The organism is Noviherbaspirillum humi (assembly GCF_900188095.1).
Classification (GTDB): domain Bacteria; phylum Pseudomonadota; class Gammaproteobacteria; order Burkholderiales; family Burkholderiaceae_D; genus Noviherbaspirillum; species Noviherbaspirillum humi.
Map to the genome: position 1 here is coordinate 95553 of NZ_FZOT01000006.1, position 12735 is coordinate 108287.

Sequence of the window (12735 nt, forward strand, 5' to 3'; positions counted from 1 at the left end):
TCGGATCAGGTTAGCAGCTTTTCCAGCGTGCGGCGGTAGATGTTCTTGAGCGGATCGATGAAGCGGATCTCGATATGCTCGTCGATCTTGTGGATGCTGCCGTTGGGCGGGCCGAACTCGATCACCTGCGGGCAGATGCGGGCGATGAAGCGGCCGTCGGAGGTGCCGCCGGTGGTGGAGAGCTCGGTGTCGATGCCGGTTTCCTCCCGGATCGCGCCGGACAGCGCATCGCTGAGCGCGCCGCGCGGCGTGAGGAAGGGATGGCCGCCGATGGTCCACTTCAGGTCGTAATCCAGCCCATGCTTGTCGAGGATGGCGTGCACCCGCTGCTGCAATCCCTCGGCGGTGCTGGCGGTGGAGAAGCGGAAATTGAAGTCGATCACCACCTCGCCCGGAATCACGTTCGACGCGCCGGTGCCGCCGTGGATGTTCGACATCTGCCAGGAGGTCGGCAGGTAGTACTCGTTGCCTTCATCCCATTTCTCGGCCACCAGTTCGGTGAGCGCCGGCGCCGCGAGGTGGATCGGATTCTTTGCCAGCTGCGGATAGGCGATATGCCCCTGGATTCCCTTGACGGTGAGGCGTCCCGACATGGTGCCGCGCCGGCCGTTCTTGATCATGTCGCCGAGCTCCTGGTTGGAGGTCGGCTCGCCGACGATGCAGTAATCCAGCCTTTCGCCGCGCTCCTGCAGCTTGTCGCAGACGATCACGGTGCCGTCGGTGGCCGGACCTTCCTCATCGCTGGTGATCAGGAAACCGATCGATCCCTTGTGGTCCGGATGGGTGGCGACGAATTCTTCCACCGCCACGACCATGGCGGCGATCGATGTCTTCATGTCGGCGGCGCCGCGGCCGTACAGCTTGCCGTCGCGATGGGAGGGCTTGAACGGGTCCGATTGCCACTGGTCCACCGGGCCGGTGGGCACCACGTCGGTATGGCCGGCGAAGACCAGCAGCGGGGCGGCGGTGCCGCGCCGCGCCCAGAGGTTGGTGACGCCGCCGGACTCGATGGATTCGCAATCGAAGCCGAGTGGAGAAAGCAGATCGATCAGGCGCCGCTGGCAGCCCTTGTCGTCCGGCGTGACGGAGGAAAGGGCGATCAGCTCTTCGGTGAGCGCGAGGGTTTTGCTGGTCATGATGGCTTGAAGATGTCCTGATAAGCCGCGTCGGAAAAGCCGACGTGGATGGCGCCGCCGGTCGCGAGCACCGGGCGCTTGATGAGGGAGGGCGCTTCCTGCATGAGCGACGATGCGCCGGCGGCGTCGCTCACCTCGGCCCGGCGCGTTTCGGGCAGGCCGCGCCAGGTGGTGCCGCGGGTGTTGAGCAGAGTAGTCCAGGGAACCTGTGTCAGCCAGCCGTCGATCAGCGCGGCCGGTGCGCCCGCCTTCTTGAAGTCATGGAAGACGTAGGCGATGCCCTTGCTGTCGAGCCAGATGCGGGCCTTCTTGACGGTGTCGCAGTTGGGAATGCCGTAGAGCGTGACTGTCATCAGATGTTGAGGGTGAATTCGGTGAAGGTGGGGCCATCGTCCTTCGGCGGTTCCGGCTCCGCCTCCTGTTTGGCGGCGGTCTGGTTGTTGAGCAGCCAGTAGAGGTTGGTCGCCGAGTCGGCATTGGCCAGCGCTTCGTCCACCGATACCGCCCCTTCGGAAATAAGCTGCATCAGCGATTGCTCGAAGGTCTGGGAACCGGGCGAGATGCTCTTCTCCATCGCTTCCTTGATCTTGCTGAACTCGCCTTCCTCGATCAGCTCGGCGATGTGGCTCGTGTTGAGCAGCACTTCCACCGCCGCGCGCCGGCCGCCATCGACCGAGCGGACCAGGCGCTGCGACAGAACCGCCTTCAGCGTGGCGGCCAGGTCGCTCAGCATGAGTTGCCGCGTCTCCAGCGGGAAGAAGCTGATCACGCGGTTGAGCGCATGGTAGCTGTTGTTGGCATGCAGGGTGGCGAGCACCAGATGGCCCGACTGGGCATAGGCAATCGCCTCCGCCATGGTTTCCGTGTCGCGGATCTCGCCGATCAGGATGCAGTCGGGCGCCTGGCGCAGCGCATTGCGCAGGGCGATGGACAGGCTCTTGGCGTCGGTGCCGACCTCGCGCTGATTGACCACCGATTTCCGGCTCTGGAACAGGTATTCGATCGGGTCTTCCAGCGTCAGGATGTGGCCGAACTTGTGGCTGTTCCGGTAGTCCAGCATCGAGGCGATGGTGGTCGATTTGCCGGAGCCGGTGGCACCGGTGACCAGCACCAGCCCGCGCTTTTCCATCACGATATCGGCCAGCGCCGGCGGGAGCTTGAGGTCGGCGAGCGCCGGGATGTCCATCGGGATGAAGCGGAACACCGCCGACACGCTGCCGCGCTGGCGGAAGGCGGAGAGGCGGAAGTTGCCGATGTCGCGGACGGGAATGCCGAGATTGAGCTCATGGTCGTCGTCCAGCTGGCGCATCTGGTCCAGCGGGACGACCTCGCCGAGGAGGGCGCGCACCGTGACGTCGTCCAGCTTCTGCTGGTTCACCGGCAGCACCTGTCCATTGATCTTCACATGGACCGGCGCGCCGGGGGACAGGAAAAGGTCGGAAGCCTTCTTTTCCTTCATCAGCTGAAACAGGCGTTCGATGGCCATGCGCTTCCTCCCGGAGCGGACTGCGTTTGTCAGGCGTCGCGCAGCAGTTCGTTGATGCCGGTCTTGGCGCGGGTCTTGGCGTCCACGCGCTTGACGATCACGGCGCAATACAGGCTGTACTTGCCGTCGGCCGAAGGCAGGCTGCCGGAGACCACTACCGAGCCGGCCGGGATGCGGCCGTAGCTGACTTCGCCGGTGGCGCGGTCGTAGATCTTGGTCGACTGGCCGATGTACACGCCCATGGAGATGACGGAGTTCTCTTCGACGATCACGCCTTCGACGATCTCGGAACGGGCGCCGATGAAGCAGTTGTCCTCGATGATGGTCGGGTTGGCCTGCATCGGCTCCAGCACGCCGCCGATGCCGACGCCGCCGGACAGGTGGACGTTCTTGCCGATCTGGGCGCAGGAACCGACGGTGGCCCAGGTGTCGACCATGGTGCCTTCATCGACATAGGCGCCGATGTTGACGTAGGAAGGCATCAGCACGACATTCCTGGCGATGAAGCTGCCGCGGCGGGCGACGGCCGGCGGCACCACGCGGAAGCCGCCCTTGGCGAAGTCTTCTGCGGTGTAGTTGGCGAACTTGGTCGGCACCTTGTCGAAGAACTGCATGTGTTCGCCGGAGGGCATGGCCGCATTGTCTTCCAGGCGGAAGGACAGCAGCACCGCCTTCTTCACCCACTGGTTGACCTGCCAGGAACCGCTTTCCTTCTGCGCCACGCGCAGGGTGCCGGCGTCCAGTTGGGACAGCACGTCGGCGACGGCGTTGCGCACGTCGGACGGGGCGGATTTGGGCGAGAAATTGGCACGGTCTTCCCAGGCCTGGTCGATGAGTTGCTGCAGTTGTTGTGTCATGGTGGTTTCTCTACGGGTCTCGATGGATGGAATCAGGAAAGGGATAGCTTGCGGGCGTATTCGACGATGCGGCGGGCGGCCTCCAGGCATTCGTCGACCTCGGCCACCAGCGCCATGCGGATGCGGTTGCTGCCGGGGTTGATGCCATGCGCTTCGCGCGCGAGATAGCTCCCAGGCAACACCGTCACATTATAGTCGGCGTACAGTCCGCGGGCGAAGTCGGTATCGGTCACGCCGCCGAGCCTGTCGACTTTCGCCCACAGGTAAAAGCCGGCGTCCGGCAGCGCCACGTCGAGCACTTCTTCCAGCAGCGGTGTGACCTGGTTGAACTTGGCGATGTACTTGGCTCGGTTCTCGGCGACATGGGTCTCGTCGTTCCATGCGGCCAGCGAGGCGGCCTGCACCGACGGGCTCATGGCGCCGCCATGGTAGGTGCGGTAGAGCAGGAATTGTTTCAGCACATCGGCGTCGCCGGCGACGAAGCCGGAACGCATGCCCGGCACGTTGGAACGCTTCGACAGGCTGGAAAACACCACCAGGCGGCGGAAGTCGCCGAAACCGAGGCGGTGCGCTGCTTCCAGCGCGCCGAGCGGCGGTTCGTCCTTGAAATAAATCTCGGAGTAGCACTCGTCGGCGGCGATGATGAAGCCGTATTTTTCGGACAGCTGAAACAGGTTTTTCCAGTCGTCCAGGCCGAGGACGGCGCCGGTCGGGTTGCCGGGCGAGCAGACGTAGAGCAGCTGCACGTGGCGCCAGCTTGCCTCGTCCAGCACCGAGAAGTCCGGCGCGAAATTGCGGGCCGGGTCGGAATTCACGAAATAGGGCTTGGCGCCGGAGAGGTAGGCCGCGCCCTCGTAGATCTGGTAGAACGGGTTGGGACAGACCACCAGCGCGCCGGGGCGCGGGTCGATCACCGTCTGCGCCAGCGCGAATAGTGCCTCGCGCGAGCCGTTCACCGGGAGAACCTGGGTGGCGGCGTCGATTTTCGGCAAGCCGTAGCGTCGTTCCAGCCACCCGGCGATGCCGGCGCGCAGCGCCTCCGAACCGGCCGTGGTCGGATAGCTTGCCAAGCCGTCGAGGTTGTCGGCCAGCGCCTGCTGGATGAAGCGCGGCGTCGGATGCTTGGGCTCGCCGATGCCGAGGCTGATGGGTGAATAAGCCGAATTCGGCGTCACCCCGGCGAACAATCGCCGCAATTTTTCGAAAGGGTAGGGCTGGAGCTGGTCGAGGAGCGGATTCACGTTAGAACAATGACAAGAGGTCTGGCTGCCCGGGCGGGCGAAGGCGGAATTATACAGTTGCGTATCTGGCTACGCAGGAAACACTGCCTCTTCAGAAGCGGAAATGCGCTGAGCTTCCGGCGTGAAATGATATGATGGCCCCCTTCGAAAGCCTCCTTTTGTTGTCGGTTTCAGAGCTTGATCAGTATTTATTTGGCAAGTGCGCAGCCACGCGAACCGGTCGAATGCTAGGCGGGGCGACGCGACGTAGCGGGGCTACGGCAAGGAGCCGCAACGACGCAGGCGATCGGTTCCCGTGGCTGCCCGAAGGGTTCAAGCAAGAAGGGCGCATTGCGGCGTTGCGGCGCTTGCACAGGGGACCACCCTGAGCGGCGCGCCGCGCCTTGCACTGCATCCCTTCCTGCTTGAACGCACATGCCAAATAAATACTGATCAGGCTCTTACAACTTTTCTCGATACCGTGCGCCTAACTTCGATCAAACTCTCCGGCTTCAAGTCCTTCGTCGATCCGACCAACTTCCAGGTGCCCGGCCAGCTGGTCGGCGTGGTCGGTCCCAACGGCTGCGGCAAGTCCAACATCATCGACGCGGTACGCTGGGTGCTGGGCGAATCCAAGGCATCGGAGCTGCGCGGTGAATCGATGCAGGACGTCATCTTCAACGGTTCCACCAACCGCAAGCCGGCCGGCCGCGCCTCGGTGGAACTGGTGTTCGACAACAGCGATGGCCGCGCCGCCGGGCAGTGGAGCCAGTACGCCGAGATCGCCGTCAAGCGCACGCTGACGCGCGACGGCACCTCGACCTACTACATCAACAACCAGGCGGTACGGCGCCGCGACATCCAGGACATCTTCCTCGGTACCGGCCTCGGCCCGCGCGCCTACGCCATCATCGGCCAGGGCATGATCTCCCGCATCATCGAGGCTCGTCCTGAAGAGCTGCGCGTCTTCCTGGAAGAAGCCGCCGGCGTCTCCAAGTACAAGGAGCGCCGCCGCGAAACCGAGAACCGGCTGCACGATACCCGCGAAAACCTCACCCGGGTCGAGGACATCCTGCGCGAGCTGAATGCCAACCTGGAAAAGCTGGAGGCGCAGGCGGCGGTGGCCCAGAAGTTCCGCGAGCTGCAGGCCGACCAGGAGGAGAAACAGAAGCTGCTCTGGCTGCTGCGCAAGAACGAAGCCAAGGCCGAGCAGGAAAGGCAGTTCCGGGACATCGAGAAGGCCCAGCTCGACCTGGAGCAGAACACCGCCCAGCTGCGCCACATCGAGGCCGAGCTCGAGCACATGCGGCAGGCGCATTACGCCGCCGGCGACCGCATGCACCAGGCGCAGGGCCATCTGTACTCGACCAATGCCGAGATCGGCAGCCTGGAAGCACAGATCAAGTTCGTGATCGAGTCGCGCGGCCGCTTGCAGACGCAGCTGAATTCGCTCTCGGCGCAGCGCGAGCAGTGGCAGCGCCAGGGCCGGCAGCACCAGGAAGACCTGGAAGAAGCCGAGATGCGGCTGGAAGAACATGCGATGCGGGTGGAGCAGGCCCAGCATGCGGCGCAGGCGCAGAACGACAGCCTGCCGGCGCTGGAGCAAGCCTGGCGCGAGAGCCAGGGAAAGACCACCGAATCGCGCGCCCGCATCATGCAGGCGCAGCAGCAGATCGAGCTGGAGTCGGCCCACCAGCGCAACGCCTCCAACATTCTGTCCAGCCTGGCCACGCGCCGCGAACGCCTGACCCAGGAACGCGGCGGACTGAGCGTGCCGGACCCGGCGCACCTCGATAACCTGAAGATGCAGCTGGAAGAAAAGCAGGCCACCCTGGAGGAAGCCCGCGAACAGCTGGAATCGGCGCAGGAGCAGCAGCCGCGCCTGGAGGACGAGCGCCGCGCGGCGCAGGAATCGCTGAACCGCGAGACCGCCACCCATGCGCAGCTCGAGGCGCGCCTCGCCGCGCTGAAGCAACTGCAGGAAAACGTGCAGACCGAGGGCAAGGTACAGCCCTGGCTGAAGAAGCACGAGTTGGGCGAATTGCCGCGCCTGTGGCAGAAGCTGCATATCGACCAGGGCTGGGAAACCGCGCTGGAGGCGGTGCTGCGCGAGCGCACGTCAGCGCTGGAAGTCTCGAACCTGGACTGGGCCAAGGCCTTCTTCAACGACGCGCCGCCGGCCAAACTGGCTCTCTACACCCCGAACGCGATCCCGGTCGCTTCCCAGGACGCGGCGCCGGCCGGGCTCAAGCCCTTCATCAGCCTGCTGCAGCTGAACGATCCCGGCCTGCGGGCGATGCTGCAGGATTGGCTGCACAACGTCTTCGTCGCCGAAGACAGCGCCGCCGCCTTGCTCGACCGTGCCAAATTGCCGCAAGGCGGATGCTTCGTCACCCGGCAGGGTCATGTCATCAGCCAGTCCAGCGTGCGCTTCTACGCCTCCGATTCCGAGCAGGATGGCATGCTGGCGCGCCAGCAGGAAATCGAGAATCTCGGCAAGCAGCTGCGCGCCCAGCACATGCTGGCGGACGAGGCGCGCACCCGTGCGGTACGTGCCGATGCCGCCGTCACTGGCGCCGGCCAGCGTCTGCAGGAACTGCGTCAGCGCGTGGCCGCCTTGACCCAGGCGGTGCACGGCCTGCAAATCGACGTCATGAAGTTGAGCGAAGTGCAGGAGCGCTACAACCAGCGCAGCACCCAGATCGAATCCGACCTGGCCGAGATCGCCGCCCAGGAGGAAGAGCAGAAACTGATCCAGGCCGAGTCTGAAGCCAGGTTCGAGCAGCTCGATATGGAGCTGGCCGAACTGCAGGAAACGCACGAGCAGGGACAGACGGAGTACCTGGAAAAGGAACGCCAGCTGAACGATGCCCGTCTGCGCCTGCGGGAGCTGGAGCGGGCGGCCCAGGAAGCGGAGTTCGCCGAGAAATCGCACCGCAACCGCATCGACGAACTCAGGCGCAGCATCGTCACTGCCCAGGAGCAGTCGGCGCAGCTTCACGCCAGCATGGAGCAGGGCCAGCTGGAACTGGAAAATCTGGACGATGAGACGGCGCAGGCCGGTTTGCAGGAGTTGCTGGAAAGGCGCAGCGCTCAGGAGCGGGCGCTGGCCGATGCGCGCCATGAGCTGGACCAGATCACCCAGAAGCTGCGCCACCATGAGGAGTCGCGCATGCAGGCGGAGCGCAGCCTTCAGCCCCAGCGCGACCGGATCATGGAATTGCAGCTGAAGGAGCAGGCGGCCCGCCTGAGCCAGGAGCAGTATGCGCAGGCGCTGGCGGACACCCAGGCCGACGAGGCCGCGCTGGCGCAGAAGCTGAACCCGGACATGAAGCCGTCCTATCTCCAGGGCGAGGTTACCCGCCTGACCAATGCCATCGCCGCGCTCGGGGCGGTCAATCTGGCGGCGCTGGAGGAACTGGCGCAGGCATCGGAGCGCAAGCATTTCCTTGATGCCCAGTTCGCCGACCTGTCGGAAGCCATCGCCACGCTGGAAGACGCGATCAGCAAGATCGACCGCGAAACCCGTGACCTGCTGCAAGACACTTTCGACAAGGTGAACCGCCATTTCGGCGAGTTGTTCCCGATCCTCTTCGGGGGCGGCAACGCCAAGCTGATCATGACGGGCGAGGAAATCCTCGATTCAGGCGTGCAGGTGATGGCGCAGCCTCCAGGCAAGAAGAACGCGACGATTCACCTGCTGTCGGGCGGCGAGAAGGCGCTGACGGCGACGGCACTGGTGTTTTCGATGTTCCAGCTGAATCCGGCGCCGTTCTGCCTGCTGGACGAGGTTGATGCGCCGCTGGACGACGCCAATACCGAGCGCTTCTGCAACATGGTCAAGCGCATGTCCTCGCACACCCAGTTCCTTTTCATCTCGCACAACAAGATCGCGATGGAAATGGCGCAGCAGCTGATCGGCGTCACCATGCAGGAGCAGGGCGTGTCACGCATTGTCGCGGTGGACATGGAAGCGGCGGCCAATTTCGCCTCCGAGGCGCAGGCGGCGTGACACGCGGTGGGAAGGACGCCGGAACGGTCCGGCCCCTCCCAGTGCGTTCTTGGATACGCTCAGTGCCGGGCAGCGCGGGCCAGGGCGGCGCGTTTCTGGTAGTAAGCGACGTTCTGCTGGGCTTCACGGGCGCGCTGCAACTCGACGTCGGCGCAGATCAGGTAATGGCGCTCGGCGCGCTGCATCCACCAGTTGTGCAGGTAGCGCACCAGCGGCGCAAATGCCAGGCCGGCCAGCTCCGGCAGCTTCAATTCCTGCATGCCGCCGGACGCGGTGTGGCTGCGGGCGAGGCGAGCGCCGCGCGGGGAGATGTCGCTCGGAATCTTGACTGTCTGGGACATCGCTAGGCTTTCTCTCAGATTTCTGTGCATGCGGGTCTCCGTGATCAGAAAGGTGTCTTGGGATGGCGGCCGCGCTTCCCTATCATGCTTCGTCCACTCCTGCATCGGCATCCGGAAGTTAAGGCGAGGCAACGGTTCCTATTCTATTGGCCGTGCCATCCGTCAAGTATTGACCGCCGTCAACTAGGTGCTTGCGCCGTATTGCGCGTTCTCGACCCGCCGTCTTTCCGGGCGGAAGAAAGTGCTTTTCGAGCGCCAGGCAATGAAAAAACTGTATTGCTTGACAAGCTTACCGGCCGACACTACCCTGACTCCCTCGTGTCGGCGCCGCCGAGGCGTCCGTGCGGGCAGCCAGCCCCGGAACGCTGACTGGCGCGCCGACGATTCACTGGAACTTGTAAATGATTCAATCCGTTTCCCGGTCATCCTCTGTCTATCCTCGGCGCCAGCGCGCCGGCAACCCTTCCCCCTCACAACAGGACGCACACGCATGACCGACCTTCAGATGAGTCTGATGGCGATTGGCGGCACTATCGTTGTTGGCGTCATTAGCTATAACAAGTGGCAGGAGTACAAAGCCAGAAAAACCGTCGAGCGCGCCTTCGCTTCCGAGCATGAAGATGTGCTGATGCGGGTGGAACCGCAGATCGATGCGCATTCCGCCGCCCGTCAGGAACCCGGCCTGGAACCCGCCAATGCGGATCAATCGGCCGAACCGGCGCAGCCCGCACATGAAGCGCCGTCTCACGAATCGTCGGCGGATGACGCCGCTGAAAGCCCCATCGTTCCGCCGGTAGCGTTCGAGAAGGAGCTGCCGATCGACGACATGATCGATTGCCTGATTCCGATTTCCCTCAGCTCCCCGGTGCGCGGCGAGCGCGTGCTCGGCAAGATCCAGGCGCTGCGCCATGTCGGCAACAAGCCGGTGCACTATATCGGCCAGCGCGAGGATGGCAGTTGGGAAGAAGTCGCCCATGGCGGCGTCTATCATGCGCTGCAGGTGGGTTTGCAGATCGCCAACCGCTCCAAGCCGCTCAATGAAATCGAGTATTCCGAGTTCATCGCCATGCTGCGCCAGGTTACCGACGACATCGACGCCGAAATCGAGGTGCCTGACATGACGCGGGTAATGGAGCATGCCCGCGGCCTGCACCAGTTCGTCAGCGAACACGATGCGCAGCTGAGCGTGAACGTGCGTTCCAACGGCGCGCCCTGGGCCATCAACACGCTGCTGGCGGCGCTGGAGCGGCAGGGCTTCGACCTGCGTCCGGACGGCCGGCTGGTGATGCCGGACGGCGACGGCGGCGTGCTGTTTTCCGTCTCCACCAATGTTACGCTCGCGGCCGAAACCACGTCGCTGCTGACGCTGCTGCTGGATGTGCCGCGCGTCGCCCCGTCCTTCGATGGCTTCGGCGCCATGACCGCCTGCGCCCGCATGCTGGCCAACCGCCTCGATGGCACCGTCGTCGACGACGGCGGCCAGCCCCTGGCTGAGGGCGCGCTCGCCGAGATCGCGGAGCAGGTCCGCAGCTTCTACGAGCACATGGAGTCTTCCGGCATTCCGGCCGGCTCGCCGCGCGCGCAGCGCCTTTTCAGCTGACCGCCATGTCAAGCGAAATCTCATCCGCCGCGACCCAGGACGGCGCCGTTGACGTATCCGGTCTCGAGAACTGGCAGACGCGCGCCGACTGGCTTCGTGCCGAGATCAACCGTCACAGCCACGCCTACTATGTGCTCGACAATCCGACCATTCCGGACGCCGAGTACGACAAGCTGTTCCGCGAACTGGTAGCGCTGGAGCAGGCCCATCCCGACCTCCTGACAGCAGACTCCCCCACCCAGCGCGTCGGCGGCAAGCCGCTGCCCCAATTCGAGCAGGTGCGCCATGCGGTGCCGATGCTCTCGCTTAACAACGGCTTCGACGACGAGGACATCGACAACTTCGACCGCCGGGTACGCGAAGGGCTGGCTGACATTGCCGAGGCGGAGTACTCGACCGAGCTCAAGTTCGACGGCCTTGCCATCAGCCTGCGCTACGAGAACGGCTTGCTGACCCAGGCCGCCACCCGCGGCGACGGCGTGACCGGGGAAAACGTCACCGCCAACATCCGCACGGTGAAGGCCATCCCGCTGCGCCTGCATGGATCAGCGCATCCTGCGGTGCTCGACGTGCGCGGCGAAGTATTGATGTTCAAGGCCGATTTCGCCAAGCTCAACGCGCGCCAGCGCGACGCCGGCCAGAAGGAATTCGCCAACCCGCGCAATGCCGCCGCCGGCAGCCTGCGCCAGCTCGACCCGCGCATCACCGCGCAGCGCACGCTGCGCTTTTTCGCTTACGGCATCGGCGTGCTGGAAGGTGCGTCGCTGCCGCCTACGCATTCGGCGCTGCTCGACTGGTATGCCGAGCTCGGCCTGCCGGTGTGCCGTGAACGCGCCGTGGTGAAGGGCGCATCCGGCCTGCTCGGTTTTTTCCGCGACATCGGCCAGCGCCGCAAGAGCCTGCCGTACGAAATCGACGGCGTGGTGTACAAGGTGAACAGGCTCGACCAGCAGCAGGCGCTCGGCTTCGTGTCGCGCGCGCCGCGTTTCGCCATCGCCCACAAGTTTCCGGCGGAAGAAGCGATGACGGTGGTGCAGGATATCGGCGTGCAGGTCGGCCGCACCGGCGCCATCACGCCGGTGGCAAGGCTGGCGCCGGTCTCGGTCGGCGGCGTCACCGTCACCAACGCCACGCTGCACAACGAGGATGAAGTGCGGCGCAAGGATATCCAGATCGGCGACACCGTCATCGTGCGCCGCGCCGGCGACGTTATCCCGGAAGTGGTGAGCTACGTTCCGGAACTCCGGCCGGCTGACGTTCGCCCCTTCGTCATGCCGGCCCTGTGCCCGATCTGCAGCTCGCCCATCGTCAAGCCGGAGGATGAGGCGGTGGCGCGCTGCTCCGGCGGCTGGGTGAAATGCCCGGCCCAGCGCAAGGGCGGCCTGCTGCATTTTGTTTCTCGGCGGGCGATGGACATCGAAGGCCTGGGCGATCAGCTGGTCGACCAGCTGGTTGAAAAGCAGGTCATCACCACCGCCGCCGACCTGTACAAGCTCGGCCTGACGGCGCTCAGCGAACTGGATCGCATGGCCGCCAAATCGGCTCAAAACGTGGTCAATGCCATCGAGAAGTCGAAGTCCACTACGCTGGCGCGCTTCATCTACGCGCTTGGGATCCGGCACGTGGGCGAGGCCACGGCCAAGGAGCTGGCTGCGCATTTCGGCAGCCTCGACCGCCTGCTGCAGGCCTCCGAAGCGGAGCTGCTCGAAGTGGCGGACATCGGCCCGGTAGTGGCGGCATCGATCAGGAGCTTCCTCGACGATCCGCTGAACCAGGAATTGATCGCGCAGCTGCGCGCCGCCGGCATCCACTGGGCCGAGAACGCGGTCGGCGAGAACAAGCCGCGGCCGCTGCTGGGCAAGACTTTCGTGCTGACCGGCACGCTGCCGACGCTTACCCGCGACGAAGCGGCCGCCATGATCGAGTCCGCCGGCGGCAAGGTGGCCGGATCGGTGTCGAAGAAGACCAGTTACGTCGTCGCCGGGGAAGAGGCCGGCAACAAGCTGGCCAAGGCCCAGGATCTCGGCGTGCCCATCCTGGACGAGGATGGACTGAAGCGTTTGCTCGAAACCCAATGACGGCG

Annotated in this window: 9 protein-coding genes; 3 read left to right on the forward strand and 6 right to left on the reverse strand. The window is 64.7% G+C overall.

All coding sequences use genetic code 11. From position 1 onward, the window contains the following. Positions 1–5 precede the first annotated feature (5 nt). Genes dapE through dapC form a run of 5 tightly spaced genes read right to left on the reverse strand, consistent with a single transcriptional unit; the run spans position 6 to position 4720 of the window. Positions 6–1136: a succinyl-diaminopimelate desuccinylase gene (gene dapE, locus CHB88_RS11500; RefSeq protein WP_089399468.1), complete on the reverse strand. Its 1131-nt coding sequence runs from the start codon at positions 1134–1136 to the stop codon at positions 6–8. Then, positions 1133–1489 carry an ArsC family reductase gene (locus CHB88_RS11505; RefSeq protein WP_089399469.1) on the reverse strand — a complete coding sequence of 119 codons (357 nt, stop codon included), beginning with the start codon at positions 1487–1489 and terminating at the stop codon, positions 1133–1135. Before CHB88_RS11505 ends, dapE begins: the two co-directional genes overlap by 4 nt. Continuing rightward, positions 1489–2622 (reverse strand): PilT/PilU family type 4a pilus ATPase, encoded by a 1134-nt coding sequence (locus CHB88_RS11510; protein ID WP_089399470.1) that lies wholly within the window; start codon positions 2620–2622, stop codon positions 1489–1491. The genes CHB88_RS11505 and CHB88_RS11510 overlap by 1 nt, the downstream gene beginning before the upstream one ends. A 29-nt stretch (positions 2623–2651) precedes the next feature. Further along, entirely contained in the window at positions 2652–3479 is an 828-nt protein-coding gene (gene dapD, locus CHB88_RS11515) for a 2,3,4,5-tetrahydropyridine-2,6-dicarboxylate N-succinyltransferase (RefSeq protein ID WP_089399471.1), read from the reverse strand. A 32-nt stretch (positions 3480–3511) separates the two neighbouring features. Further along, a complete protein-coding gene (gene dapC, locus CHB88_RS11520; protein ID WP_089399472.1) occupies positions 3512–4720 on the reverse strand; it encodes a succinyldiaminopimelate transaminase in 1209 nt (402 codons plus the stop codon). A 460-nt stretch (positions 4721–5180) separates the two neighbouring features. Here dapC and smc point away from each other — a divergent pair, with 460 nt between their 5' ends. Continuing rightward, positions 5181–8711: a chromosome segregation protein SMC gene (gene smc / locus CHB88_RS11525; RefSeq protein ID WP_089399473.1), complete on the forward strand. Its 3531-nt coding sequence runs from the start codon at positions 5181–5183 to the stop codon at positions 8709–8711. Positions 8712–8770: 59 nt separating this feature from the next. On the opposite strand, the gene CHB88_RS11530 is transcribed toward smc, so the two are convergent. Further along, positions 8771–9052, reverse strand: coding sequence for a hypothetical protein (locus CHB88_RS11530; protein WP_089399474.1), 282 nt, complete (start codon positions 9050–9052; stop codon positions 8771–8773). A gap of 490 nt (positions 9053–9542) precedes the next feature. On the opposite strand from CHB88_RS11530, the gene CHB88_RS11535 reads away from it, so the two are divergent. Beyond that, positions 9543–10652, forward strand: coding sequence for a cell division protein ZipA C-terminal FtsZ-binding domain-containing protein (locus CHB88_RS11535; protein ID WP_089399475.1), 1110 nt, complete (start codon positions 9543–9545; stop codon positions 10650–10652). 5 nt (positions 10653–10657) lie between these two features. Next, on the forward strand, positions 10658–12730 hold the full coding sequence (gene ligA, locus CHB88_RS11540) for an NAD-dependent DNA ligase LigA (protein ID WP_176442422.1): 2073 nt from the start codon (positions 10658–10660) through the stop codon (positions 12728–12730). Positions 12731–12735 lie beyond the last annotated feature (5 nt).

Bases quoted from the DNA above. Each gene is read 5' to 3' on its own strand.
- dapE (WP_089399468.1), bottom strand. From the start codon at position 1,136: ATGACCAGCAAAACCCTCGCGCTCACCGAAGAGCTGATCGCCCTTTCC.
- CHB88_RS11505 (WP_089399469.1), bottom strand. From the start codon at position 1,489: ATGACAGTCACGCTCTACGGCATTCCCAACTGCGACACCGTCAAGAAG.
- CHB88_RS11510 (WP_089399470.1), bottom strand. From the start codon at position 2,622: ATGGCCATCGAACGCCTGTTTCAGCTGATGAAGGAAAAGAAGGCTTCC.
- dapD (WP_089399471.1), bottom strand. From the start codon at position 3,479: ATGACACAACAACTGCAGCAACTCATCGACCAGGCCTGGGAAGACCGT.
- CHB88_RS11530 (WP_089399474.1), bottom strand. From the start codon at position 9,052: ATGTCCCAGACAGTCAAGATTCCGAGCGACATCTCCCCGCGCGGCGCT.
- CHB88_RS11535 (WP_089399475.1), top strand. From the start codon at position 9,543: ATGACCGACCTTCAGATGAGTCTGATGGCGATTGGCGGCACTATCGTT.
- ligA (WP_176442422.1), top strand. From the start codon at position 10,658: ATGTCAAGCGAAATCTCATCCGCCGCGACCCAGGACGGCGCCGTTGAC.